The organism is Alteromonas sp. I10 (genome assembly GCF_003201515.1).
GTDB classification, from domain to species: Bacteria; Pseudomonadota; Gammaproteobacteria; order Enterobacterales; family Alteromonadaceae; genus Alteromonas; species Alteromonas macleodii.
On record NZ_QJJN01000002.1, the window covers coordinates 264,272 to 289,130 of the forward strand.

26 protein-coding genes are annotated in these 24,859 nt (G+C 43.8%); 10 read left to right on the top strand and 16 right to left on the bottom strand.

The genetic code is table 11. The features are described from left to right. The first annotated feature begins 8 nt into the window (after positions 1–8). Entirely contained in the window at positions 9–776 is a 768-nt protein-coding gene (locus BZA03_RS05530; RefSeq protein ID WP_110288196.1) for a glycosyltransferase family 2 protein, read from the top strand. Positions 777–867: 91 nt separating this feature from the next. Here BZA03_RS05530 and nspC read toward each other — a convergent pair whose 3' ends face one another. The 4 genes from nspC to BZA03_RS05550 form a co-directional block, all read right to left on the bottom strand. Next, a complete protein-coding gene (gene nspC, locus BZA03_RS05535) occupies positions 868–1,998 on the bottom strand; it encodes a carboxynorspermidine decarboxylase (RefSeq protein ID WP_014977252.1) in 1,131 nt (376 codons plus the stop codon). Positions 1,999–2,174: 176 nt separating this feature from the next. After that, entirely contained in the window at positions 2,175–3,377 is a 1,203-nt protein-coding gene (locus BZA03_RS05540; RefSeq protein WP_014950514.1) for a saccharopine dehydrogenase family protein, read from the bottom strand. A gap of 300 nt (positions 3,378–3,677) precedes the next feature. Then, positions 3,678–4,088 (bottom strand): hypothetical protein, encoded by a 411-nt coding sequence (locus tag BZA03_RS05545; protein ID WP_014999348.1) that lies wholly within the window; start codon positions 4,086–4,088, stop codon positions 3,678–3,680. Positions 4,089–4,287: 199 nt separating this feature from the next. Continuing rightward, positions 4,288–5,322 (bottom strand): AraC family transcriptional regulator, encoded by a 1,035-nt coding sequence (locus BZA03_RS05550; protein WP_258364589.1) that lies wholly within the window; start codon positions 5,320–5,322, stop codon positions 4,288–4,290. Positions 5,323–5,688: 366 nt separating this feature from the next. On the opposite strand from BZA03_RS05550, the gene BZA03_RS05555 reads away from it, so the two are divergent. From BZA03_RS05555 to add, 3 genes are all read left to right on the top strand, one after another. Continuing rightward, complete coding sequence (locus BZA03_RS05555) at positions 5,689–6,117, top strand: SRPBCC family protein (protein WP_110288198.1); 429 nt, start codon at positions 5,689–5,691, stop codon at positions 6,115–6,117. Then, positions 6,104–6,916, top strand: a complete 813-nt coding sequence (locus BZA03_RS05560) for a sterol desaturase family protein (protein WP_039226248.1) — start codon at positions 6,104–6,106, stop codon at positions 6,914–6,916. Before BZA03_RS05555 ends, BZA03_RS05560 begins: the two co-directional genes overlap by 14 nt. Before the next feature lie 308 nt (positions 6,917–7,224). Further along, positions 7,225–8,238, top strand: coding sequence for an adenosine deaminase (gene add, locus BZA03_RS05565; RefSeq protein WP_110288199.1), 1,014 nt, complete (start codon positions 7,225–7,227; stop codon positions 8,236–8,238). Positions 8,239–8,306: 68 nt separating this feature from the next. Here add and BZA03_RS05570 read toward each other — a convergent pair whose 3' ends face one another. Together BZA03_RS05570 and BZA03_RS05575 are read right to left on the bottom strand one after the other, a co-directional pair. Then, positions 8,307–8,552: a DUF4282 domain-containing protein gene (locus tag BZA03_RS05570; RefSeq protein WP_014950508.1), complete on the bottom strand. Its 246-nt coding sequence runs from the start codon at positions 8,550–8,552 to the stop codon at positions 8,307–8,309. 172 nt (positions 8,553–8,724) lie between these two features. Then, positions 8,725–9,654 (bottom strand): 1-aminocyclopropane-1-carboxylate deaminase/D-cysteine desulfhydrase, encoded by a 930-nt coding sequence (locus BZA03_RS05575; protein ID WP_069944816.1) that lies wholly within the window; start codon positions 9,652–9,654, stop codon positions 8,725–8,727. A 107-nt stretch (positions 9,655–9,761) separates the two neighbouring features. Between BZA03_RS05575 and BZA03_RS05580 the strand changes: the two genes are divergently transcribed. The 3 genes from BZA03_RS05580 (at position 9,762) to BZA03_RS05590 (ending at position 11,891) form a co-directional block, all read left to right on the top strand. After that, positions 9,762–10,418 (top strand): chalcone isomerase family protein, encoded by a 657-nt coding sequence (locus BZA03_RS05580; protein ID WP_110288200.1) that lies wholly within the window; start codon positions 9,762–9,764, stop codon positions 10,416–10,418. A 60-nt stretch (positions 10,419–10,478) separates the two neighbouring features. Next, the gene (locus tag BZA03_RS05585; RefSeq protein WP_110288201.1) at positions 10,479–11,039 is read left to right on the top strand and encodes a DUF3833 domain-containing protein; all 561 of its coding nucleotides are present in this window, start codon (positions 10,479–10,481) and stop codon (positions 11,037–11,039) included. Between the two features lie 213 nt (positions 11,040–11,252). After that, positions 11,253–11,891, top strand: coding sequence for an RpiB/LacA/LacB family sugar-phosphate isomerase (locus BZA03_RS05590; RefSeq protein WP_110288202.1), 639 nt, complete (start codon positions 11,253–11,255; stop codon positions 11,889–11,891). Positions 11,892–12,000: 109 nt separating this feature from the next. Here the strand turns inward: BZA03_RS05590 and BZA03_RS05595 are convergent, their stop codons facing one another. The 3 genes from BZA03_RS05595 to aceK all read right to left on the bottom strand — a co-directional run bounded on the left by BZA03_RS05595 (position 12,001) and on the right by aceK (position 16,108). Beyond that, the gene (locus BZA03_RS05595) at positions 12,001–13,401 is read right to left on the bottom strand and encodes a HAMP domain-containing sensor histidine kinase (protein ID WP_110288203.1); all 1,401 of its coding nucleotides are present in this window, start codon (positions 13,399–13,401) and stop codon (positions 12,001–12,003) included. After that, on the bottom strand, positions 13,398–14,078 hold the full coding sequence (locus BZA03_RS05600; protein ID WP_014950502.1) for a response regulator transcription factor: 681 nt from the start codon (positions 14,076–14,078) through the stop codon (positions 13,398–13,400). The genes BZA03_RS05595 and BZA03_RS05600 overlap by 4 nt, the downstream gene beginning before the upstream one ends. Positions 14,079–14,377: 299 nt before the next feature. Next, entirely contained in the window at positions 14,378–16,108 is a 1,731-nt protein-coding gene (gene aceK / locus BZA03_RS05605; protein ID WP_049586015.1) for a bifunctional isocitrate dehydrogenase kinase/phosphatase, read from the bottom strand. Positions 16,109–16,287: 179 nt separating this feature from the next. Between aceK and BZA03_RS05610 the strand changes: the two genes are divergently transcribed. Then, a complete protein-coding gene (locus BZA03_RS05610; RefSeq protein ID WP_014950500.1) occupies positions 16,288–16,686 on the top strand; it encodes a response regulator in 399 nt (132 codons plus the stop codon). 105 nt (positions 16,687–16,791) lie between these two features. On the opposite strand, the gene arsB is transcribed toward BZA03_RS05610, so the two are convergent. From arsB to BZA03_RS05640, 6 genes are all read right to left on the bottom strand, one after another. Beyond that, positions 16,792–17,832, bottom strand: coding sequence for an ACR3 family arsenite efflux transporter (arsB, locus tag BZA03_RS05615; protein WP_110288204.1), 1,041 nt, complete (start codon positions 17,830–17,832; stop codon positions 16,792–16,794). Between the two features lie 22 nt (positions 17,833–17,854). After that, positions 17,855–18,622, bottom strand: a complete 768-nt coding sequence (gene arsH, locus BZA03_RS05620) for an arsenical resistance protein ArsH (RefSeq protein ID WP_039226266.1) — start codon at positions 18,620–18,622, stop codon at positions 17,855–17,857. After that, entirely contained in the window at positions 18,622–19,089 is a 468-nt protein-coding gene (locus tag BZA03_RS05625) for an arsenate reductase ArsC (protein ID WP_014980113.1), read from the bottom strand. Before BZA03_RS05625 ends, arsH begins: the two co-directional genes overlap by 1 nt. Before the next feature lie 171 nt (positions 19,090–19,260). Beyond that, complete coding sequence (locus BZA03_RS05630; RefSeq protein WP_039226273.1) at positions 19,261–19,605, bottom strand: metalloregulator ArsR/SmtB family transcription factor; 345 nt, start codon at positions 19,603–19,605, stop codon at positions 19,261–19,263. Between the two features lie 142 nt (positions 19,606–19,747). Next, positions 19,748–20,437, bottom strand: coding sequence for a hypothetical protein (locus BZA03_RS05635; protein ID WP_110288205.1), 690 nt, complete (start codon positions 20,435–20,437; stop codon positions 19,748–19,750). Between the two features lie 170 nt (positions 20,438–20,607). Then, positions 20,608–21,375, bottom strand: a complete 768-nt coding sequence (locus BZA03_RS05640) for a hypothetical protein (RefSeq protein WP_014950494.1) — start codon at positions 21,373–21,375, stop codon at positions 20,608–20,610. Between the two features lie 173 nt (positions 21,376–21,548). Here BZA03_RS05640 and BZA03_RS05645 point away from each other — a divergent pair, with 173 nt between their 5' ends. Further along, positions 21,549–22,847: a sensor histidine kinase gene (locus BZA03_RS05645; RefSeq protein WP_110288206.1), complete on the top strand. Its 1,299-nt coding sequence runs from the start codon at positions 21,549–21,551 to the stop codon at positions 22,845–22,847. After that, positions 22,844–23,488, top strand: coding sequence for a response regulator transcription factor (locus BZA03_RS05650; RefSeq protein ID WP_110288207.1), 645 nt, complete (start codon positions 22,844–22,846; stop codon positions 23,486–23,488). Before BZA03_RS05645 ends, BZA03_RS05650 begins: the two co-directional genes overlap by 4 nt. A gap of 54 nt (positions 23,489–23,542) precedes the next feature. On the opposite strand, the gene BZA03_RS05655 is transcribed toward BZA03_RS05650, so the two are convergent. Further along, complete coding sequence (locus BZA03_RS05655; RefSeq protein ID WP_014950490.1) at positions 23,543–24,700, bottom strand: S-(hydroxymethyl)glutathione dehydrogenase/class III alcohol dehydrogenase; 1,158 nt, start codon at positions 24,698–24,700, stop codon at positions 23,543–23,545. Positions 24,701–24,859: the final 159 nt, after the last annotated feature.

The window sequence follows — 24,859 nt, forward strand, 5'->3', positions numbered from 1 at the left end:
ATTGAAGTATGCGCCAAACCCTTTCTGTTATTGTTATTACCAAAAACGAAGAAGACCGCATAGCCCGTTGTTTGAAGTCTATCGAAAAAATAGCAGATGAGATTGTTGTTCTTGATAGTGGTAGCACAGATAAAACGGTAGAAATTGTTCACCAATTTACAGACAAAGTGTTTGTTACTGATTGGCAGGGTTTCGGTGTTCAAAAGCAACGTGCTCTGGATAAAGCAACGTGCGATTGGGTGTTATCTCTCGACGCAGATGAAGAAGTGGACGAGCAGCTAACGTCCACTATCTCAAAACTACTCATATCCGAGCCCACTCATAACGCTTACAAATTGCGTTGGCGCAATATTTTCCTTGGAAAAGTTACCAGATTTGGAAGGACTGGCAGGGCACCTACAAGGCTTTTTAAAAGAGATGCGTCACATTTCACCAAAGATATTGTCCATGAAAAAGTAGTACATCAAGGTGAGGCAATTTGTTTGAAAGGTGGCTATCTAAAACATTACTCAGTGCGCGATTTTGAACACTTGCTACGTAAAAATCGCGATTACACGTGCCTAATGGCGACTAAAAAGTTTAAAGCAGGTAAAAAGAGCCACGGAATTCCATTAGCGCTTTTACGTTCAATGCTCACCTTTATCCAAATTTATATATTCCGATTAGGCATATTGGATGGCAGCAGAGGGTTACTGTTCGCGGTTTTGTTCGCGCAATATCAGTTTAATAAATATGCAGGCCTGTGGGCGCTAGAGCAATCGAACTCTAGTAAATAATTAGCATTTACTAACCTAAAGAAAAAGCCCGTGACGTCAATGTCACGGGCTTTTTTCATAGTGAATCGCTAATAAATTTCGCGTCTCAGATTTAAGACAAACGACCTTTGAAGTCTTCGTAGCTGAATTCGCGAACCAGTTCAAAGTCGCCGTTAGAGCGCAAAATACCGATAGCAGGATGTTCTACACCGTTGAAGAACGTGGTTTTTACCATGGTGTAATGCATCATGTCTTCAAACTGTAAACGATCGCCTGCTTTAAGTGGCGCATCAAACGAATAGGTATCAATAACGTCACCGGCAAGACACGAGTTACCGCCTAGCTTCACATTATATGCTTTTTCATTAGGCATACCCGCGCCCAAAATTGTAGGGCGATAAGGCATTTCCAGTACATCTGGCATATGTGCAGTAGCTGAAATGTCTAGAATAGCGATATCTCCGTCGTTTTCTACCATATCAACCACTTCGCAAATTAATGGCCCTGTCTGCCATGCTACCGCAGACCCTGGCTCAAGAATTACGTCTAGATGTGGGTAACGGGCTTTAAAGTCTTTTAGTGTGTTGATGAGGTGCTCAACATCATACCCTTCACGGGTCATCAGGTGTCCGCCACCTAGGTTTAACCACTTTAATTGACCAAGCCATTTGCCAAAACGCTTTTCAATGGCTTCAAGGGTGCGTGCAGTAGCAAAAGAATCACACTCACAAAGGTTGTGGCAGTGAAATCCTTCAATACCCGATAAGTCTGCGCCTTCTAGCTCACTAGCACGTATGCCTAAGCGAGAACCTGGTGCAGCTGGGTCGTACAGTGGCGTATCTGCTTCTTGATGCTCAGGGTTTATGCGAAGGCCTAACGACACGCCTGCTAGCACGTCTTTATGCGCGTTCCACTGGGTCAAACTATTAAAAGACAGGTGATTAACAAGACCCGCCAATTCCTTTGCGTCATTAACCTTGTACGCAGGAGAATATGCGTGAACTTCTTTACCCATCTCTGCAGCAAGTTTCGCTTCCCAAACCGAACTGGCCGTTGCTCCGTGTAAGTACTGTTTGATGATGTCGAAGCAAGACCACATAGAAAAGCCTTTAAGCGCCAAGATAATACGCGCGCCAGATTCGTCTTGAACCCGTTTCATCAGCTCAAGGTTTTTAATTAATTTTGCTTCTTCCAGCACGTAGCAAGGAGAGGGAATATCAGTACGTTGAGTTAAATCGGTCAATGGGATAAAGCTCCAAAAAATAAAACGGCTTTCAACATTTATCAAACGCCTAATGTATTACATTACAAGTCGTAGCTCAAAACTACTCTGTATCCTACATTCCAGTAATCTGATCTAGATTTAAATAGTGGCGTTAATAAAAAAGGGCGCTTGAATTAAGCGCCCTGATGTTTCAATTATTTAGTGAAAGGGCTACCTTCACATTCGAGTACGTGCCATGGCAGACCATGCTCGTTAAGCATATCCATGAATGGGTCTGGATCGAATTGTTCCATGTTCCATACACCTGCTTCTTTCCATGTGCCGTTAAGCATAAGCGCTGCGCCAATCATCGCAGGAACACCTGTGGTGTAAGATACTGCTTGCGCGCCTACCTCTTCGTTACATTTCGCGTGGTCACAGTTGTTATAGATAAAGATAGTTTTTTCTTTGCCATCTTTAATACCTGTGATGTAAGTGCCAATGCACGTCATACCGCTATAACCTTCAGCAAGTGAGCCTGGGTTAGGAAGTACTGCTTTCAAGAACTCTAGTGGTACAATCTTCTGGCCTTGGAATTCAACTGGCTCAATGCTAGTCATACCAATACCTTCAAGTACACGCAGGTGGTTAAGGTAAGCATCGCCAAAGGTCATCCAGAAGCGTGCACGCTTAAGGGTAGGGAAGTGCTTAACAATAGACTCTAGCTCTTCGTGAAACATCAGGTAAGATGCGCGAACACCAATGTTTTGATAGTCCAGATCTTCACGTACGCTTAACGGATCGGTTTCTTTCCACTCGCCGTTTTCCCAATAGCGACCGCGTTGGGTAATCTCACGAATGTTGATTTCAGGGTTGAAGTTAGTCGCAAAAGCCTGACCGTGATCGCCGCCATTACAGTCTACGATATCAAGATAGTGGATTTCGTCGAAGTAATGCTTAGCTGCATATGCTGTGTAAACGTTAGTTACACCTGGATCAAAGCCACTGCCAAGAAGGGCCATAATGCCCGCGTCTTTAAACTTGTCTTGGTAAGCCCACTGCCACGAGTATTCAAACTTCGCTTCGTCTTTAGGCTCGTAATTGGCGGTGTCTAGGTAATCAGTATTAGTTGCAAGACATGCATCCATGATTGGAAGGTCTTGATATGGCAACGCAAGGTTGATTACTAGGTCTGGCTTTACTTCGTTGATAAGTGCTTCCACTTCTTTTGCGTTGTCGGCATCAACAGCGAAAACACCCTTAACGCGATCTGCACCTACTTCTTGCTGTAGCGCTTCACACTTAGATACCGTGCGGCTTGCTAAGTAAATTTCGTCGAAATGTTGCGGTAAACGTGCACATTTTTTCACAGTTACCGACGCAACACCGCCAGCACCAATAATTAAAACGCGAGACATAATAACTAATCCCTAATTTTGCTAATGAATTTTGGGCTGAATGCTAGCAGACCAATGGGATTTGGCAAGCAAAGACAGCCCATGACAGTACAAAAAATTTTAATCGTAACAACGAATGTAAAAGGTATTGCACACCTACTAGCGGCCTACCTTTCCAAGGCCTCATTATCGACCGTTTATGGTCTACGCCGAGTTACGTCGTTCAACAGAAGTTTGAGCTGATACGAAAGCAGACACGTTTTTAAAATTAATAACGTGTCTGCAATTCTGCTCGGTTTAAAATATAAAGTCGCTCGAATTTCAGCGGGTAACCGTATCAATTGGTGGCGATATGACTACCTTATCATCAACTTTGTAATAAGGGTAAAGAATCAAACGCTCTTCATGATTTGGTGTAGCAGTGGCTATGGCAATGGCGTCGAGGGTTTTACTGTCTTGGGTATTAACTGCCGCAGCATAAACCAATACGCTGTAGCTGTTTGTGTCGGTGGTGGTATCGATAATTCGCCACTGAAGCTGCTCGATAAGCTGTGACTCTCGCTTCTTACCTTGTGTTTCGTCGTTGAAAATACAACCTACTCGGCCGTTTTCATAGATGGCCGCAAAGGGGTAAAACACATCGCATACGGGTAACATAAGCTCACATAAGCTTAGTGACTTCGACACGAGTACGTTTAATGGCGTTGGCAATGTAACTGGACGGTCGATCATAGCGCATCTCCTGTGAGTTAGCGTTGCTGGACACTTGCTAATACCTCCGCTTACTACGTCACATTAGTTTAATATTCACCATTGCGATAGCTAAACATTACCATTTCATACTAAAAGACTAAACCTAGAGCGGTTGCTTTTTATCGGTTGTTTTTCAACGCGACTTAATAGTTCGTCGATGAGGAAGTGGACACTAGCTTTAATGCGCTAAAAGTTGTTTTTGGTATCTCAGTGGTGTTGTTGAGTACCATTTCTTAAATGCGTGGGTAAATGATGATTGTTCCTGAAACCCCAATAAATCTGCGGTATCAGCGATGGAGTGATGTTTCAGTAATTCGTTTAAGCGAGCTTTGCGCTCATTATTGAGAATTTGTTGAAAGCTGGTGCCACTTTGCTTCAATTTTCGCTGTAGAGTACGGGGGCTGATAAATAGTGCATTGGCTACACGTTGCTGATCGCAGCCTTTGAGTGTTGGATTGGCTTTTAAAAGCGCAACGACTCTATGACTTATGTCTTCATGCTGATTGGCGTAGAACTGGCTATTGGCAAATTGAACACGGTCGCCGCCTTTGCTCGCCATTAGTTCTTCTTCGGATACTTTTACGAGCGCACTAAACATCGCCGTATTCTCGCTGGTAAATGGAATATGTAAAAGGTGCTGAGGAAAAATAATGGCGTTGGTGTTGGCGTTATCAACCACCTCACAATTGAACCACATCGCTAGCATGGCTTTTTCCGAATCGCTCAAAGGAAACGTAAAGGTGACGGCATTCAGTTTACAGGCAGAACCTAATATCTTGTAGACGGTTGCTACCCAGGCTGTGGTGTTGCGCAATACCATCTGCTTGCAATCGGCGCTTTTGGGTACCCACTCAACGCGGGTATTGTCAGGTTCGAAAAACACGCTAGTGGTGCCAATATCAGCGACTAAAGCGTCAAAGCGGGTTAGCGCATTAATGGCTTGAGCCAAGTTTTCGCAACTTTCAACAAGGTAACCCAGTACTCCGTAATCTTTCGCCTGAATATGTTTACCCAACTCAAAACCAAATAGCGAATTGTTGGTTAATGCGACCCCTTGGTTTAACAGCTCAACGTATACATCCATATCAACACGTGAAGAGCCAGACAGTGAGTCATGCTTTTGGGTAGTTAACGAAACATTGTCGGCATTAACGCCTAAGCTAACTAAATAGCTCACCGTACTTTGGATATAGGCTGAGGAAACTGATGGCATATGCTTGTCGCAAAATAACAAAAACACTGTCGCATTAACGCAAGATAAAATAGAAATGTCAAATTATGCTAGGGCCTGTTGACCTTTGGTGTACGAATTTTGGTCTAAATGGAAGCCTTTTAATCGCGAAACAGTCCTGCAAGCCTAGCGGGCTAAGTTAAAGGACTGTGACAAAGAGTAAAAGGCTTCCATAACGACCCCCTTCGGGCAGCGCCTTTGTGCCATCTATACTGCGTTGAATGTTCTCGATTTAGAACCACTAAACCGTCAAACATTCGCCTTGTCTAGATGGCACACAGACCGCTGCAAAAATGTACAACAAAGGTCAACAGGCCCTAGGAGCCGTCAGAAAAGGAAATAACGTAGATGGTTGACGTTTACTACCAAAAAAATATTGCTGCAACGCCCAAAGAACTGCGCGATACGCTGCTTGATCACCAGAATTTAAGCGATTTTTTCAACGCATCGTTTAAGGTATTGAAAGCAGAAAATGATAATGAGATTAGCGGCGGAAAGGGCTGCGTAAGAGAAGTCACTATTCTTAGTGTACGTTTTAAAGAAGAGATTATTCACGCAGATACCAACGGCATTGAATATAGAGTGGTTGATGACTTTCCAGTCAAAGCTCACAGGGGCGTTATTGCGTTCACGCAGCAGGAAAATTCAACAAACGTTTCTTATCGCATTACCTGTCGGGCGCCCTGGTATATACCAAACTGGTTACTGACGCGCCTGTTGCAAAACGATATTGAGCAATGTCTAGATAAGTTAGGAGCACGCTTTGATCCCCGTTGAACTTATTTTGCTAGGGTTAAGCCCCGTATTTCTACTGTGTGTTTTTGTTGAATTTAAGAAAGCGCGACAGTTTTACAATGTAAAAGACAGTGTGAACAATGCCTTACTTGCACTATTGCATCAGGGCTCTGATGCATTGGTCTTGCTTCTACTAATGCCTTTTTTTATTTGGTTACACCAGTTTTCACTATTTAAAATAGAGCTTAGTGCACTATCACTTTTTGCAGGTTTTATCCTTCAAGACTTTTTGTACTACTGGTTTCATCGTGCTTCACACAACATACACTGGTTTTGGCTAGCGCATGTGGTACATCACAGCTCGACAAAAATGAATTTCACAACGGCCTTCAGACAAAGCGTTTTGTACCCTTTTGTCGGCATGTGGCTGTTCTGGGTACCAATGATTCTTATTGGTTTTTCGCCAAGTCTGGTTTTTGCCATTGTCGCTATCAATCTGGCTTATCAGTTTTTTGTACACACACAGACAATTGGAAACCTAGGCTGGGTAGAGCGCATCTTCAACACGCCTACGCATCACCGTATTCATCATGCAACGAATAAACCATACATCGATAAGAATTACGGTGGCGTACTTATTATATGGGATAAATTATTCGGCACTTTCGCTAAAGAAGACAAAACGATAACGATAAAGTACGGCATTGTAGGAAAAATGCCTGAGGACAATCCTCTTAGCGCTAACTTCAGTCAAATAGGTGTGCTTCGTGAACAGCTTCAGCACGCAAAAGGGATAAAAGCAAAGTTAAAGAGGTTGTTTGGCTATCCTGTCGCAGATTGATAGTAATGGTGCTCGCGCGCCTGAACTATGTTTTTACAACTCATTCAATTTGCACACATTCATTGGCAGAAACGCACCAAAGTAAAGCATATTGTTGACCCAGATGAAGCAAAGTGGGAATGCCATTTAAATAGACTTTCCACACTCAAGGATCCGCAACCTCTAGAGTTGTATTACAACCAACAGCGTCTGACTGAATTCGCTTTCCTTAGGCGCACTTTTTGCAGATTAACACCTTATCAGTTGGTAACAACATACTAGCCAAGCTTTTACAGTAGCTAAAAGCGCCAAGGAAATAGGGAAGTTAAATGAAAGAGTTTATTGAAAATATGCCAAAAGCCGAACTTCACGTTCATATTGAAGGCACATTAGAGCCTGAGCTAAGTTTTGCCTTAGCGCAGAAAAATAACGTTTCACTGAAAGCCAAAACACCTGAAGAAATGATAAAGGCGTATGATTTTTATGATTTACCTTCTTTCCTCGATATTTACTACGCGGGTATGAGCGTGCTCATAGAAGAGGATGACTTCTACCAGCTTACTATGGCATACCTTAAGAGAGCTGCAGCACAGAACATCGTTTATGTTGAGCTTTTCTTTGACCCCCAAGCTCATACAATTCGAGGTGTGAGTTTCGATAGCGTTATTAACGGAATACATGCAGCGCAAAAAGATGCGCGCACTGAATTGGGTGTAGAAAGTCAGCTTATCCTGTGCTTCTTGCGAGATATGTCGGCTGAATCAGCAATGGAACATCTGAAGCTAGCTAAGCCCCACCTCAACAAGTTAGTCGGCGTCGGGCTCGATTCCGACGAGAAAAATAACCCGCCATCAAAGTTTGCAGAAGTATTCTCAAAAGCGCGTTCATGGGGACTTAAACTTACAATGCACTGTGATGTTAACCAAGACAATACGCAAGAGCACATACGTCAAGTAATTAAGGATATTAAGGTCGACAGGATTGATCATGGTGTAAATATTCTCGAATCTGATGCTTTATGCGAGCTTGCAAAATCAAAAAATTTGGGATTAACGGTCTGTCCTGTTTCAAACAAATTTGTTGTTCAATCACTCACTTCTTGTGAATTGAAACAAATGTTGGAAAAAGGGTTGCTGCCGAGTATCAATTCAGACGATCCGTCTTATTTCAGAGCCTACTTGAATGAGAATTTAATTGCCCTACAAGAAGAAGGGCAATTCAGCAAAGAGGATTTAATCACGCTTGTTGAAAATAGCTTTAAAACCAGTTGGCTTTCTGAAAAGCGTAAAATGGATTATTTAGATACGTTGAAACGTTACACGGACACTGTTGCAGTAGCGTAATTTTGCTTTAAGTATTTCGTTTTAATTAAAGGTGCTGCGCAGAGCGGCACCTTTAACAAGGAGTAACGTTACTCTTTACTAGCAATTTTCTGAAGGTTGCTGTGAATTTTGAAAAGTACGATAAGCAGTTCGCACCAGATTCTTGCGCCAATACAGCCAGACACGATAATAAATAGGCCGTATACAAAACTCGCGTCGTACCCTACAAACATCGTCGTTACGCCACTTACCACAGATCCTAAAAGCAATAGCCAGTACACGAAAGTGATAATCTTAGGGGTTAACATTGAGTCGAAGAAGAAAATATCTTTCATAATCATTCCTTGATGAAGTTTGCAGGTAGCAAGCGCTAATGTTTATGCCGCATCCTGCGACAAACTTCTTGTTGTTATCGTTGTTTAGTGTTTAAAAGAATTGTGAGCAAGCTCACAGGGATAGTTGTAACACCGAAAGGTAGTGAGCGCAACACTCTGTTATAAAAGGGTTTTATCTTGCGCCTTGCAAGCCGCCTGTGTGCAGTACAACAATGCGTGACCCGTCTTCAAACATACCTTTGGCCAGCATATCTTTAACTGCCCAAAAGGCTTTGCCGGAATAAACAGGCTCGATATCAAAATCGAAAGTATTATTAAAATCGTTGCAGAAGGTTTGAAGCTCATTTGGCGCTTTGGCGTAACCACCGAAGTGGTAGTTGTGTTCAATATGCCAATTTGATCGCCCAAGCGAGGCTGGAAGAAATTGTTCGACTAATCCTTCTAAGTAGTCTTCACCCTTCAGCACGCCAACACCGACAGCGTTGCAACCAGTGTGATGGAGAGTGTCTTTCGCATTATTTTCATTACGTTTATTTAATGCACTGACTATTCCCGCCAAAGTGGCTCCACTAGCGACAGGAGCGACAATAAAATCAAAGTCTATGTCGATTTCATCAACCATGTCCTTTATCCCTTGAAGCGCTTGTGCTTGGCTTCCGCCCTCAGGAATGATCATCGCGTCAGGTTGCTGCTGCTTAAGATGAAGTAGATATGCGCTATCGTTTCGCTTTTTGTAAGTGACTCGGTCTACATAGTCGATACGGGTGCCCCAACTTTTCAAATCCTCAATCATGGGTGTAGGTGCAGCGCTGTAGTCACCGCGAATAACGGCGTTAAAAGGAATGCCCAATTTATAACAAACAAAGCCTAGTGCATGCAGGTGGTTAGAAAAACCGCCGCCGAAACTCACTATCGTTTTTGGCAACGGGCTGGTGAGCGCATGACTTAGCTTTCGCCATTTATTACCTGACATTACAGGGTGAATAGCATCATCACGCTTAACAAATAGCGATACCTTGCTGGCACCTTCCCAATTTGGCTTAAATGGGATTAGCGGTGAGGGCAGGGTTAATGACGATTTAAATGCATCAAGGGGAAGCACAACGAGAGCCTAGTGTCAGTTGATCAAATGTGTGAAGGCAAGAGTATAACCAGATAGAAATTCAATAAAAGACCTGTAATGTTTATTACGCTAATAAGAGCATAGTTATGGTTATCAAAATGTATGGCCTATTTCGCCAGTTGAGAGCTAAATCCTTACCAATGCGCCCAGAAAGTGCCAGTGGTGTGTGGGGATATTCGATGTATAGCGCTAGCATGGGTGCGAAGATGTTTTCCATCATGCTTTTTGTTTCGTTATCAACAAGCGGGCTAACCATGTCAAAGAATGCGGTTGCGCAAGAGCCAGATGCTAAGCACATCAGCAATTATGTTCCCAATGCAAAGCTCGTTGGAAAAGGAATGTTCTCTTACTACTTCTGGGATGTGTATACCGGTGAGCTTTATGCGCCTGAAGGTGAATACGCCAACCAGCCCCCCTTTGCACTAAAGTTAACGTACCAGCGAGACTTGGAAGGCAAGAAAATTGCCCAGCGTTCTATTGATGAAATGAAAAAGCAAGGAGACCTATCGGCTGATGATTCAGACAAGTGGCTTTCCCTGATGAATAGTATCTTTCCTGACGTCAGCGAGGGCGACGTCATTACCGGAATCGCTACGAAAGATGGCACGAGTGTGTTTTACGTGAACGGTGAAAAGGCTGATGAAATTGAAGACAAAGTATTTACACAGCGTTTTTTTGATATCTGGCTAAGCGATAAAACGTCTGAGCCAAAATTTAGAAAGAAGTTATTGGGAAACGGATAAGGGCAACGCTTTATTAGCATTACGCCAAGTCTATCTCGTCAATTGATTAAGGTTGCGAAAGTGATAAAGAATACGGTGAAGTTTGTTTTAGGAATCGGAATTGCCACTTTAACGGTGGCAGGGCTATCCGGATGCTCTGTTTCAGTCGATGGTGAAGACTACAGAGCTGTATCGCCTGTTTTCGATATTGAGCAATTTTTTGATGGGAACGTTAAAGCCTGGGGCATTGTTCAGAACCGCTCGGGCGAGGTGGTGCAAAGGTTCGTAGTAGACATCGATGGTTCAGTAGATGGCGATACGTTAACCCTTGATGAATCCTTTAATTACGGTGTGGGCGACGGTCCAACGTCCCGTACTTGGACCATCGTAAAGCAGAGTGATAATAGCTATGTGGGTCGCGCGAGTGACATTGATGGTCCAGCCAAAGGCACAAGCTTTGGCAACGCATTTAACTTTCATTACGAGATGGATTTGCCGGTGGATGACACTACCTATTCAGTGACGTTTGACGATTGGTTTTGGGCATTTGACGACAGTACTATGATGAACCGTTCGTATATTCGTAAGTTTGGCATTGTGATGGCAGAAGTCACCATATTTATGCAAAAACAAACAGACTAATACGCCATTAACCTCGTTTTTTGAAAAATGCTGGCCAGTAGATTTACTGGTCAGTGAGTTGTTACTCGTCGGCCCTCCATCTTCTTATATTTCCGTTTTCGTTTCACATTTGAAACTAATCGACATTTACTTTGGCATTACCCGTGAGGTGGCATTTCGTTCCATGCTAATGTAAGCGTTTAATTCGTTATTTTTCTTTGCTTAGGAGCGTTCATGAAAGTTGCATTGATGATGGAAAACAGTCAGGCGGCTAAGAATCCGGTAATATTAAATGAGCTCACAAGCGTGGCGGACTCACTGGGACACGCTGTATTCAATGTGGGTATGAACAGCGAAACTGATCACCATCTTACCTATGTGCACTTAGGCATAATGGGAGCTATTCTACTCAACTCAAAAGCTGTCGATTTTGTGATTTCAGGCTGTGGTACGGGTCAAGGGGCTTTGATGTCATTGAATGCTCATCCAGGCGTATTTTGCGGTTATTGTATCGACCCTTCAGATGCATTTTTGTTTAACCAAGTTAACAATGGAAATGCGTTAGCGTTACCTTTTGCAAAAGGCTTTGGATGGGGCGCTGAACTTAATGCGCGTTATATCTTTGAGAAAGCGTTAACAGGCGAGCGTGGCGCGGGCTATCCCGTTGAACGTAAAGAACCTCAAGTACGAAACGCTGGTATTCTCGCAGATTTGAAACGTGCGTTGGCTCCAGAGAGCTACGTCGATTCACTGAAAAAAATGGACGTTGAACTGGTTAAAACAGCCGTATCTGGCGAGCGTTTCCAGCAGTGTCTATTTGACCACGGTCAAGATGAAGAGATTAAAGCGTACGTGAAGTCGCTGTCAGCGTAAGCGACTGGCACAAATCACAACGTTGAAAATGTAGGATAAAAACGCTGATGCTAAGAAAAAAGCGTCAGCGTTTTTTTATTTTTTGTCGACAAAAGCAATAGTCCAAAGTTTAACGCTTAAACGTAAATACCACACCTAACCCGTGCCCTTTAACTAGCGGGTCGTGAATAAACCAAATGTGGCCGTCGTGTAACTTCACAATGGCAGACACGAGCGATAAGCCCAACCCATTCCCTTTACTGGTTCTACTGCCGTCTGCCCGATAAAAGCGGCGTTCTAGATTAACAATTTCATGTTCACCCACGCCAATTCCCGCATCGTTCACAGCAATCACGATATGACTTGCTGTGGTAGAGAGCTGTACGGTGACCACACTGTTTTCGTTAGAGTACTTTATGGCGTTGTCTAACACGTTAGCTACAGCTTGAAATAGCAGGTTAGGATCGGCAAGCATTGTAACTGCATCGAGCTCGCTCGATAGGGTAATGTCGCGCTCTTCTGCAAGGGGGTGATACAGGTCAACCACGTCCTCTACGATGGCGCGTACGTCAGTGGAACAAAAGCCTTCTTTCTTATTGGTGGTTTCAAGCCCACTTATGCGTAACAAGCTGTTAAACATGTTTAGCAGGTTGTCGGCTTCTTGAGTTGTATCTTCCCTTAGTTGAGTGTCTTCGATTTTTTCTAGCGTGTTGCGAAGTCGAGATAATGGAGTGCGAAGGTCATGGGCGATGCTATCGGTCACTGACTTTATATTGTTGACTGAACTCTCGATAGTATCGAGCATTTGATTAAACACAAATGACAAACTGCTCAGGTCGTCCCAATTACTGTCAATTTCTAAACGCTCTTGCAGGTTTCCCGTTTTGATAATCTTATCTGCCGTTTGCGACATGCGGTTAATTCGATTAACCACGTAAACGGCTATAGCGAAGCTCAGCACACTCAAGGTACAAAGCAACACCACAATGATCCAGCTGAACGTTTTACCAAACCACTGTGCGCTGTATAAATCGTCAATGCCACGACCAACGTAAAGCACGTGATCTCCAAGGGTTACTTCTCTCATAAGTGCTTGGCGCAGCGTTTTTCTCGTTGTGCTATTGGGGCGGGTGATAACTATTTCTGCGGTAGCAAAACTGGCGCTTTTGTGGCGCTCAAGAACAAGGGGAATTGACGACAAATTGCCAGCCACTACTTGTTCATCTTTACTCAGTGCAACAAATGAACGTAGGTGGTCGGAGGCTGAGGTGATTGTTGAGCCATTTGGCGAATGTTGGCCATTGTCTTTGGCTATCGCTAACTTAACCGCCTCAATACCGAGGTTTTCATAGAGAGTAATAAGCGCGTTTGTTTTGGCATTAACGGCAGCATTCGATTCCGAAATAAACAAGTCGCTGCTCGTTAATCGCCAAAAATAAACAATTAAAACAATGGCAATACAAGCTAGAGTAGTGAGCAATACGCCTACGCGAAAACTTGAACTACGCGTAAAGTCGCGTATTGCTATCATGCAAGCCCATCCGCTATTCGATATCCTGTGCCTCGCACAGTCTCTATAAGCGGGACATTAAACGCCTTATCCACTTTTTGACGCAAGCGGCTAATGTGAACATCTATCACATTCGTTTGCGGGTCAAAATGATAGTTCCAAACCTGCTCAAGCAGCATGCTTCGCGTCACGACTTTACCCTTGTGACGGAGCAGGCATTCAAGCAATTGAAATTCTTTAGACTGCAGGTCGATCTCTTGATCGCCGCGCAATACTTTGCGGTTAACCAGGTCTAGAGTGAGGTCGCCTACTTTTATCAGCGTCTTGTCTTCACCTTCTTTGTTACGACCTGCAAGGCCCTCAACGCGAGCAAGTAACTCTTCAAAGGCAAAAGGCTTAGTTAAATAATCATTAGCGCCTGTGCGAAGGCCTTTGACCTTGTCTTCAACCTGACTTTTTGCACTCAGTAATAAAACGGGCGTTGTGTTGCCTTCTTCGCGAAGTTTTTCTAAAACAGAAAAACCGTCGAGTTCGGGCAGCATCACATCCAGAATTACGGCGTCTAATTCGTTACTTGACGCCTGTTGGTAGCCTGATGTTCCATCACCTACAGTAATACATTCATGCCCTTCACCCAATAGTCCATTTGCAATGTGCGAGGCAACCTTTGGATCATCTTCTACAAGTAGCACTTTCATTATTACGCTTCTTTTGTTTATCAACATTCACACACTTGTTTGGCGTTGCTGTCGCCATTATGTGGCGATTAATCGTCAGCAAGCAAAATCAAGCAGTCGCAAAGCAGTATCGCTTTCACATGCTTTTACGAGTGTTAAGTAACGAAACGATCACTTTTAAGCTTTTTCGCATGTAGCGACAATTTGTTCAGGTGTCTAGTGCCCTAGAGGGCGCATGCACAGTGCTTTGGCTTGCTCTACACTATTGAACTACACTGGGGCCCCGGTCAACGTGCATCTTGATCAAACACTTAACTTAGTTAGCCTCTGTCAAAACGCATGCTGGCGTTGTAAGGCGTGAAGTGTTGAACATCGCCTCGTGCACATTTTTCCTGAACTTCGTGCCAATATTCAGGGGTCATCAAATCACCGTGCAACGATTTAAGTATATCTTTGAACTTGCGTTTACCTACAATGAAGTGCTCAAACTGCTCGGGGAATACGTCGTTAGGCGCTACCGAGAGCGTATCAATAGCATAAGGATCGTCAGATTTCGGCAGGGATCTAAAATTGCGCTCATTCATTAAACAAATTTCATCATAGTCGTAGAAAATAACACGGCCATGACGGGTTATACCGAAGTTTTTATGTAGCATGTCGCCAGGAAATATGTTGGCCATGGCAATTTGCTTAATGCACAGTCCAAGCTCATCTAATGCACGGGTAATTTTCTCTTCATCTGTTTCTTCTTGTAGATACAGATTAAGCGGCGTCATTTTCCGTTCAATGTACATGTGTTTAATGATGAGTTCAGATTCAGTGAATTCTAGGCTCGATGCACACGTTTCTTTCAATTCTTCAATAAGTTCAGGCTCAATTCTGTCTAGCGGAAACCTGAAGTTTACGTACTCGTGGGTATCTGCCATTCGACCCACACGGTCTGACATTTTCACTAACTTATAGCATTCTTTAACGTGTTCACGCGTGATTTTTTTACTCTCTGCAAACTCGTCTTTAATAATCTTAAACACCACGCCATAAGAGGGCAGATGAAAAACCATCATGACCAGGCCTCGAATGCCAGGGGCCGCCTCAAATTTGTCGTCTGACTCGTCCATGTGCTGCAAGAAGTTGCGATAAAACACTGTTTTACCGTGCTTGTAGTGTCCCATTGCCATGTACAGCTCGAAGTGCTTTTTATTGGGGAGAAGCTCTTGAAGAAAGGCGGCAACTTCCGCAGGGTTTTGAGTGTCAGCCATAAAGTAGCTGCGAGCAAAACCGAAAATAACGCTTAAGTCTTTGCGATCAGTTAGCAGCGCATCCACAAACATATGGGGTTCGTTATAGCGTCTCATGGCGATAACAAACGGCAGCGTTTCGTCGGGCATGCAAATTCGCCCAATCAGGTAAGCGGCTTTTCCTCTAAAAAACGTAGGCTTAAGGATTTCCACAGCTTGAACGCTGGCTAGCTGTTCCTTGTTCAACCGAGCGCGAAGCGCGCTTTCAAGGTTCTGTAGGTCTCGCTCGAAGTTTTCAAACGGAATGTTGTATCGATATATCTTAAAAATTGACTCGTACATTTCACGCACCGTGGTGGTGGTGTCGAAGCTGTTAATCACTTTGTCTCTGTCTTGCCCGGGTAAGAAACAGCGGCTGGGCAAGACAAACATCATATCGTTATCGATTTTTCTATGTTTAAACAAGCGGCCAATTACAGAGTTGTAAAAGGTTTCGGCTAGCTCAAATTGCGGGTGGCCTTCTAGCTGTAATGCAAATACTTTCTTAAGCTCTTGCCAGAAAGCGTCGTCTTTTTGATGTACTTGAGTTAGCTGATAAATTTCGGCGACAGCGTCTGACAGGCTTTGCTCGTAAATGGTTATTCGCTCTTTAGAGGCAAGCTGAGTTTCTTTCCAATTTCCCTTTTCGAACCTTTCTTGAGCGCCACGAGTGATGCGGGTGAACCATCGATAACTCTTATCGAAATGAGACAAAATTTGATAGGCAACTTTTCTTACCAAACTCTTATCTTGGCTAGTAGCTAACTCTTGCATGGTCGTGTGTTCCTTATTTTGTTACTCGCTATATCTACCACAAAATAGATAGCTTGAAGAGTGAAGTTTGGCGCAGATAGCGATTAAGTTACCAATTATCAGACACTTTTTTGTTTTATTATACTTTCGTTTAATGTATTCTGTTGGCGGATTAATAACCAATTATAAGTTTGTATTTGATGGGTTTTAATATTCTTATTTGTGATGACTCGGCGCTGGCGCGAAAAATGGCGAGAAGCAATTTGCCAGATGGCTTTGCTGAAACTATTTACGAAGTGTCAAATGGTATGGACGCGTTGGAAGTATTGGCTCATCACACAATAGATTTGGTTTTACTGGACCTGACCATGCCTGTTCTTGGTGGTATCAGTGTGTTGAGTGAAATAAAACGCCGTCAGCTAGAAACGTTTGTTATCGTCGTGTCTGGCGATATTCAGCCAATGATGCAAGAAAAAGTGATGTCTTTAGGTGCACTGGGCTTTATAGAAAAGCCGATAAAACGGGACGTGCTAACGTCAGTTTTGCAGCGCTTTGGCTTTATTCTTCCCGATACTTACAAACCAGCGATTGCGGTTTAAGATTTTAACGACTTATAAAGAGCGTTGTAAAAAGCGTTGATAAAGGTTGATGAGAAAAATTGATGAAAAAGGGGCGAACTGTGGTTCGCCCTTTTTCATATGCGCTTAGTCAAACCAGTGGCGCGTTTTGTTTGCAAACCACACTAGCGAAAGCATAACTGGTACCTCAACCAGTACGCCCACCACTGTGGCAAGTGCCGCGCCGCTGTGTAAGCCAAATAGTGAAATGGCTACGGCGACCGCCAATTCAAAAAAGTTTGACGTACCAATCATACATGCCGGCGCTGCAACATTGTGCGGTAGTTTCATGCGTTTTGCGGCAAAGTAGGCAATAGCAAAAATACCGTAAGTTTGTATAAGCAGTGGTATGGCAATGAGTACGATATCTTGGGGCTGCGACAATATAGTTTCTGCTTGAAGGCCAAACAAAATAACAATAGTAAGCAGTAACCCAATTACTGAGAACGGCTTAAATTTACTTACTAGCGCGTTAACAGCGTCATTTCCTGAGCCTGTTTTCTGCGCGCTGTTTTTTTTGTTTTCCAAGTGACGGCGCGTGATATAACCCGCGACCAATGGCAATACAACATACAGTGCAACAGAAAGCAGCAGGGTATCCCATGGTACGGTTATATCTGTTACGCCCAGCAGCATGGCGGTAAGCGGTGCAAAGGCAACGACCATAATCAAGTCATTAATTGATACCTGGACTAACGTGTAGTTAGCATCCCCTTTGGTAAGGTGACTCCACACAAATACCATCGCTGTACATGGAGCGACGCCCAGTAGGATCATGCCTGCAATGTACTCAGTGGCAGTTTGCGGATCTACCCAGTCGGCAAAAATGCCCTTAAAAAATAGCCAACCCAATAGTGCCATAGTGAAGGGCTTTATCAGCCAGTTAATCACCAAGGTCAGTACAAGGCCTTTCGGCTTTTTACCCACGTCTTTAATTGAGCCAAAGTCTATTTGTACCATCATTGGGTAAATCATTAGCCAAATAAGTACTGCCACTATCAGGTTTACGTGCGCATATTCAAGCGCCGCAATAGACGCAAAGACACCCGGCATGGCATAACCTAGGCCCACCCCTGCAACAATGCAAAGGCCAACCCACACTGATAAATAACGTTCAAAGAAACCCATTCTGATTCACCTTTGTCTTACTTTACAACGATTTTTGATTAACACGCTTACTCACTTCTTCTGCGCTTTCAACGCGCTCAGAATAGCGGTCAACGAGAAAGTCTTTGTTGTCGCGGGTGAGCAAAGTAAATTTCACCAACTCTTCAACTACGTCCACAATGCGGTTGTAGTAAGGTGACGGCTTCATGCGACCATCGTCTTCAAATTCTAGAAAGGCTTTTGCCACAGAAGACTGATTAGGGATGGTTAGCATGCGCATCCAGCGACCTAAAATGCGCATTTGGTTTACCGCATTGAACGATTGTGAACCGCCGGAAACCTGCATAATCGCCAACGTTTTACCTTGGGTCGGTCGAACGCCGCCAAGGCTAAGCGGTACCCAGTCAATCATGCTTTTCATAATGCCAGTCATGCTGCCGTGGCGCTCTGGTGAACACCAAATTTGCCCTTCAGACCACATCATAAGCTCACGCAGTTCTTTCACTTTTGGATGTGAGTCATCTTCAGTATCTGGCTGCGGCAATCCACGAGGGTCAAAGATTTTGGCTTCAGCGCCAAAGTATTCGAGCAACCGCGCCGACTCTTCAATTACTAGGCGGCTGTATGAGCGTTCTCTGAGCGAGCCGTAAAGTAGCAAAATACGCGGCTTGTGGTCTGAGAACCTTGATGCAAAGTTAGCCATAATTGGCTTGTGCATTTGCGCCATTACCGCGTTATCAGATGGGCTTTGTGCCTTTGAGCTTTCTTGGTTGCTTGATATATCTTGGCTCATTGATTTACTGTTACCCATTACTGGGCTCCTAATTTTGATAGTGCCTCTTTAAGCGCTGCTTTATCTAAGTTTTTCTCAGCAAGTTCTGCTAATGCCGCTACACGCTTTTCAATAATATCGATGGTGTTGTTGAAGGCCTCTGCTTTCTCTTGTTCGCTACCTTCTAACTTAGACGGGTCTTCTAAGCCCCAGTGCACCTTAAGAGATTTACCGAAATAAACAGGGCATGACTCGCCCGCCGCTGAATCACAAACCGTGACAACAAGATCTGCATCGTAATCTTCAAATTCATCCCACGACTGGCTTTGAAGGCCGTCTGTACTAAACCCGCGCTCTGCAAGGTACTTAAGAGAAAGAGGGTGTACTTCCCCTACAGGCTGGCTGCCAGCACTACGTGCTTCAACATTGCCGTTCGAGGCGTTAGTGATGGCCTCGCAAAGAATGCTGCGGCAACGGTTGTGCGTACAAATATATAAAATCTTCATATAAAACCTTGTTTAATGGTCGAGGCTACTGTGGGTAGCTGTAATAGATAGAATAAGACTTCGAAAAAACAGATACTTGGCGACGTATTAAGCTGCAATTAACACCAAGACCTGTTGACCTTTGCTGTGCATTTTTGCAGCGGTCTTTGTGCCATTCAGAAAGTTTGGAATCTAGCAATTCTCGCAGGACAAATTCGCTAACGCCTCGCTAATATATTCATTGTTGTGAATAGCGGTGTTCTTAATGACCTCCAGCGCCCAAGCGGGTAGGTCAGGATGGAGCTGGTAATACACCCATTTGCCCTTACGAGTATCGAGAACTAAACCGCACTTTCGTAAGTCAGCGAGATGGCGTGAAATTTTGGGCTGGCTTAATTGAAGCGCATCAGTAAGGTCGCACACGCATAGCTCACCTTTTATGCTGAGCATTAAAAGCGTTTTTAAGCGGGTGTCTTCCGACAAGCATTTGAAAAATGTTAAAGGCTGTAGCTGCGCAGAATCAGAACAAGTCGACATAAATCACATCACATATGAAATTTCGTATGTGATGTATCGTATATGAAATTCCGTATGTGTCAATAATAAATCTGAAATTTCATATATGCTTGGTAGGGACGAGAGGGTCGTAGACCGCCATTATTCTCGGTAAGCCAGAAATTTAGTGGTTTTCAGGATCGGCAGCCTCAAACGACATCGCTACTTCTTTACCGTTTACCTCATTGTAGTGGGCAATTACCTCGTTCATGAAGGCGAACCATGTTGGATTCGGATGCCAAATAGCCATAAGGTCTTTTTGGGCGGCTTGTTCATTTTCACCAAGTACGTTAATTCTGTATAGATACGTAAAAGCAGCGCCTCGCCAATTCAGTTTGCAGTGCGTGAGTACCTTGTCTTCTTTGATATCGACGGTTTGCATAAACGCTGCGTAATTTAAAAAGTTGGCTAATGTGGGGCCTTCCCAATCCACGGGCACATTAAAGTAATCAAGTCCTAATTCTGAGGTAGTTAAGATTTCACTGGTTCTATCCCCTGGGATCAAATCTACAACGTGTGTCACTCCTTTTTCTTTCAGTAAAGAAAGGTGAGAGGCATCGGGTAAGCCCGAAGAGAACATAAATGGCGCGTTTTCTTGGTAGTTGGTGAGCGTTGTAAGTGTCGGTTTGGTATTCATTTGCGCTTGGTCACTGGTTTGCGGTGTTGAATTGTCTTCATGATAAGCGTTCGCATGTGCACTTAAACCTAGCCCTAAACCAATACAGGCCGCACTAACAGCGAGACTACGCTTAGACGTTTGAAATGACAGTGTATCTTTCAATATTTTAAGTGCTGCTGATTGGTGCTTTCTCATAATTTAGCGCTCGATGTTGACACTGGTTTATGGTGGCGTTATTGCCATTTCTTACGTTACACATTTGATGGCTTGTTGTCCAAGTGGCAATGCCACCGTTATGTAAACAGGCCCTAACCGTGGCATTGATAACAACTGCTGAATTGAATTTTTATATATCACTTTTAAGTTTAACTTTTCATTACCTTAGGTTTTAAAGAAGACGTATTACGACCAGATGATTTTGGTTTGTATTTACAGCTAAGCCAGATTGAAAAAGGAACGCCTATAAGGGCAGGAAGAACCCAACTGACAAGTTGTAGTGACGGCGAGCCTTCGAATAATGCGCGTCCTCCAAAGGCAAAAAATGCGGTATATGCACCAATACCAGAGCCAATGATATGCCCAATGTGCTCAGTTACCCACGAACCTGCAACGATGTCTTTTTGATGAACATAGCGCACAATACCAATGGCATTTAACAGTGCAATAGGGGCAAAGATACAAGTTAGCGTGATGCCGTAAGTAATACCCTGATACAACGCAATGGAAGCGACGACAAAAAGCAGTACGGGTAGCCATAAATATTCAATTGTGCGCAGCTGCTCAAGATTTTGCTTCACTTTAAGCACCGCTACAGAATGCCTCACGTTGTTCCACACCAACAGGCTTAACATCAGCAAAAAGATATATTGACCTCTAAGGTATGCAGTGAAATAAGCAACAGACTCAAAGTGCTCGGGCATTGTTGGGTAGATGACTAGCGGAATAAACAACACCATAGTAGAGCTGATAACGCCACTAATAGACGTAAATAGCATTGCTTTTATATAGTAACCACCAAATTGCTTGTGGGCTTTTCCGCCCTTTTTCGTAAGACTAGGCACCCAAAACAGTAAAAGTGACAGAGCACCCGTTAAAATATGAAGCGTTACTATAAAGCCATGAATTGTTTGCATCTTGCTTTCCTTTGGCAATGAACAAAATTGTAGGCTTATAGTGATAACTTCACGAGATTGACAACAGTGCCAGAAGTCATGAAATAAAAAGTGACTTCTGGCCTATGCATTGAACTGTGTTTTTTGTCAAAGTAACGCTATAAGAACGAAAAGATATAGGTAGTCAGAAACGAATGAAAATCTCAATCCCTGCTCATTGGCGGGTGAGCATCGATGTTGAGCGCGCATCTGCATGCATTACGTGGATGTTTGTAAGCGGCTCTGCACTTTACTTCTTGTATCATCAATACTCGTTCATGCATTGGCGAACCCTCTCCGCCATTGCTATTTTTTGTATGCTAGCTGCGACTTTTGTGATTGTCAGTAGGCATGACCACAGTATGCCTTCGTTAAGGCTGCCAACGTTATGGGCGATGTTTCTATTAGCGGTACTTTGCCAGTTTTTGCTTCCCTATGCCTACCTTGCCATCTTCATTGTTATTTGGTCCGCCATTCTTCCTTACTATGTTAATTGGAAAAAGTGCGTCGTACTTTCAATACCATTGGCTTTGCCCACCATCCTCATCCAAGGGTGGGTGTGGCAAGAGCAGCAAGCTGTCTTAACTGGCGCGCTGTTTTGGACATTCAATTTATTTGCCATGATCATGTCAAACACGGCCATTAAAGAATCGAAAGCACGTGAAGAAGCCGATGCGCTCAATAGACAATTATTAAGTACTCAGCAACTAATGAAGCAGGCGCTTACTCAAGATGAACGCTTGCGTATAGCGCGAAACATTCACGATGTTTTAGGGCATCATTTGACGGCGCTTACCATCAACCTTCAAGTCGCGTCGAGAAAGGCGGATTTATTAGAGAGCACTGAATCGCAAGCTATAAAGCGACACGTTGAGCAGTCCCACAGTATCGCAAAGCTTTTACTCTCTGATGTTAGAGAAGCGATTTCTGATATTCGGGAAAATGCGGCTATCGATTTTTCATTAGCGGTAAACGCACTGATTAAAGACTTGCCTAGGCCGATGGTAAATCTGCACATTGACGATGATTTAATGTTAACCAACGTGCGAATTGCCGACTGCCTGTTGCGAAGTATGCAGGAGGCGCTAACTAACGTGATTCGCCATACACAGGCACATTATTTTTCCCTATCACTGACGCAACACAACGGCGCTTATAACCTACTAATGCAAGACAGTATGGTGCCGCATGCTGCTGATAAGATACTAAGTGGCGAACAGCCAAGTAGCATACCGCTTTTCGACAAAGCACCATGTAGCTATTCAGAAGGCGCTTATACAGAAGGCGTTCAAAAGAAAGCAGGGCCAAGGGAATCTGACACTTCAAGTCGTGTGGTGGCTGGCAATGGCCTTAAAGGAATGCAGGAACGGGTTCATGAGCTAAATGGAACTATCAGCTGGCAGCAAACCGATCAGGGTTTTTGCATCGCAATTCACATTCCGGAGGGCGAATGAAAACACGCCTTATTTTAGTTGAAGATCAAATGCTGGTGAGGGAAGGCATCAAATCGCTTTTAGGGCTTGATGATAGCGTTGTGGTTGTTGGCGAATACGAAAATGGTCAGCAGCTCATTGATAGTGAAAACGCTTTAAACTGTGATGTGATCTTAATGGATATTCGCATGCCCAAATTATCGGGTATCGATACTTTACTTGCGCTGAGAGATAAGGGGATTAAAACCCCGGTGCTAATGCTTACTACGTTTGACGATCACGAGCTGGTAAACGGTGCTATGCGCGCCGGTGCAAAAGGCTATCTACTTAAAGATGTGTCGCTAGAAACCCTGGTAGACACTATTACACAAATAAAAAATGGTAAAACGCTGATTCAGCCCGCGGTAACCGAAAAAGTGTTGCAAGGCTTGAAAGGACTGAACGTAGAATTTGAGTCGTTTGAAAATCCAGAGCCACTTACTGAGAAAGAAGTCGAAATTCTCCGTTTGATCGCTGCGGGTTACAGTAATAAAGAAATTGCAGATGCGATGTTCAAATCAACAGGCACCATTAAGAACCAAGTTTCTTCGGTCATGGCTAAGCTTGGTGTACGAGATAGAACGAGGGCAGTGCTCAAGGCGTTAGAGCAGGGGATATTGTAATCGATAAAAGGAGAAGCAGAGCTTCTCCTAACGTGTTCCGAGCTAAGGCTTAAATTATTTATCCATATGCACAACAGAGCGGATACTTTCACCTTTATGCATTAAATCAAAGGCATTGTTAATGTCACCAAGACCCATAGTGTGAGTGATAAACTCTTGAAGACCAAAGTCACCATTTAAGTATTGCTCTACAATCCCTGGCAGCTCTGAACGACCTTTAACACCGCCAAATGCAGAGCCGCGCCATACACGACCTGTCACTAACTGGAATGGGCGCGTTGAAATTTCTTGTCCTGCACCAGCTACACCAATGATCACAGATTCGCCCCAACCCTTGTGACAGCACTCAAGTGCAGAACGCATCACGTTGACGTTGCCGATACATTCAAACGAGTAGTCAACACCGCCGTCAGTCATTTCAACAATCACTTCCTGAATAGGCTTATCGAAATTCTGTGGGTTTACCACGTCAGTTGCGCCAAGCTGTTTTGCTAGGTCAAACTTACTTTCATTAATATCAATACCAATAATGCGGCCGGCGCCTGCCATGCGTGCACCAATAATGGCAGATAGACCGATACCACCTAACCCAAAGATAGCAACCGTGTCGCCTTCTTGTACTTTCGCCGTTTTAAGCACGGCGCCCATACCGGTTGTCACACCACAGCCAAGTAAGCATACTTCTTCTAACGGGGCCGTTTTGTTTACTTTTGCTAGCGATATTTCTGGTAAAACCGTGTACTCAGAAAACGTTGAGCAGCCCATGTAATGATAAATTGGCTCACCATCTTTAGAGAAGCGGCTTGTGCCGTCTGGCATTAAGCCTTTACCTTGTGTTTCGCGCACCGCTTGGCAAAGGTTAGTTTTGCCTGATTTACAGAACTTACATTCGCCACATTCTGCGGTGTAAAGAGGAATAACGTGATCGCCAACTTCTACGCTGGTTACACCTTCACCGACCATTTCAACAATACCACCACCTTCGTGGCCTAGAATTGAAGGGAATACGCCTTCAGGATCATCACCGGACAGCGTAAATGCATCAGTGTGGCATACGCCAGTTGCAACGATGCGTACAAGTACCTCGCCTTTCTTAGGAAGCTCTACGTCAACTTCTTCCATCTTTAACGGCTCACCCGGGCCCCAAGCCACCGCAGCTTTTGACTTGATGTGAGTTTGACCTTCTTGCAATGAATCTTTAAACGATGTCATGTAATGACTCCTTAATCATAAATATTTGATGATGTTTTATAGGCCAAAGTATAGGAGACGGATTACTAATGATAAATACGGTTTGAGTAAATCACTATTTCATATTTGTAATAATTAATTTGGACAAATAAAATGTACTTAAATAAATCAGCGCTGTGA

Coding starts and splice junctions, on each gene's coding strand:
- BZA03_RS05610 (WP_014950500.1), top strand. CDS start 16,288: ATGGGTTTTAATATTCTTATTTGTGATGACTCGGCGCTGGCGCGAAAA.
- BZA03_RS05580 (WP_110288200.1), top strand. CDS start 9,762: ATGGTTATCAAAATGTATGGCCTATTTCGCCAGTTGAGAGCTAAATCC.
- BZA03_RS05570 (WP_014950508.1), bottom strand. CDS start 8,552: ATGAAAGATATTTTCTTCTTCGACTCAATGTTAACCCCTAAGATTATC.
- BZA03_RS05600 (WP_014950502.1), bottom strand. CDS start 14,078: ATGAAAGTGCTACTTGTAGAAGATGATCCAAAGGTTGCCTCGCACATT.
- BZA03_RS05655 (WP_014950490.1), bottom strand. CDS start 24,700: ATGACATCGTTTAAAGATTCATTGCAAGAAGGTCAAACTCACATCAAG.
- BZA03_RS05640 (WP_014950494.1), bottom strand. CDS start 21,375: ATGCAAACAATTCATGGCTTTATAGTAACGCTTCATATTTTAACGGGT.
- BZA03_RS05625 (WP_014980113.1), bottom strand. CDS start 19,089: ATGAAGATTTTATATATTTGTACGCACAACCGTTGCCGCAGCATTCTT.
- arsH (WP_039226266.1), bottom strand. CDS start 18,622: ATGGGTAACAGTAAATCAATGAGCCAAGATATATCAAGCAACCAAGAA.
- BZA03_RS05550 (WP_258364589.1), bottom strand. CDS start 5,322: ATGCCATCAGTTTCCTCAGCCTATATCCAAAGTACGGTGAGCTATTTA.
- BZA03_RS05545 (WP_014999348.1), bottom strand. CDS start 4,088: ATGATCGACCGTCCAGTTACATTGCCAACGCCATTAAACGTACTCGTG.
- BZA03_RS05650 (WP_110288207.1), top strand. CDS start 22,844: ATGAAAACACGCCTTATTTTAGTTGAAGATCAAATGCTGGTGAGGGAA.
- arsB (WP_110288204.1), bottom strand. CDS start 17,832: ATGGGTTTCTTTGAACGTTATTTATCAGTGTGGGTTGGCCTTTGCATT.
- add (WP_110288199.1), top strand. CDS start 7,225: ATGAAAGAGTTTATTGAAAATATGCCAAAAGCCGAACTTCACGTTCAT.
- aceK (WP_049586015.1), bottom strand. CDS start 16,108: ATGCAAGAGTTAGCTACTAGCCAAGATAAGAGTTTGGTAAGAAAAGTT.
- BZA03_RS05530 (WP_110288196.1), top strand. CDS start 9: ATGCGCCAAACCCTTTCTGTTATTGTTATTACCAAAAACGAAGAAGAC.
- BZA03_RS05590 (WP_110288202.1), top strand. CDS start 11,253: ATGAAAGTTGCATTGATGATGGAAAACAGTCAGGCGGCTAAGAATCCG.
- BZA03_RS05555 (WP_110288198.1), top strand. CDS start 5,689: ATGGTTGACGTTTACTACCAAAAAAATATTGCTGCAACGCCCAAAGAA.
- BZA03_RS05630 (WP_039226273.1), bottom strand. CDS start 19,605: ATGTCGACTTGTTCTGATTCTGCGCAGCTACAGCCTTTAACATTTTTC.
- BZA03_RS05645 (WP_110288206.1), top strand. CDS start 21,549: ATGAAAATCTCAATCCCTGCTCATTGGCGGGTGAGCATCGATGTTGAG.
- BZA03_RS05595 (WP_110288203.1), bottom strand. CDS start 13,401: ATGATAGCAATACGCGACTTTACGCGTAGTTCAAGTTTTCGCGTAGGC.
- BZA03_RS05635 (WP_110288205.1), bottom strand. CDS start 20,437: ATGAGAAAGCACCAATCAGCAGCACTTAAAATATTGAAAGATACACTG.
- BZA03_RS05540 (WP_014950514.1), bottom strand. CDS start 3,377: ATGTCTCGCGTTTTAATTATTGGTGCTGGCGGTGTTGCGTCGGTAACT.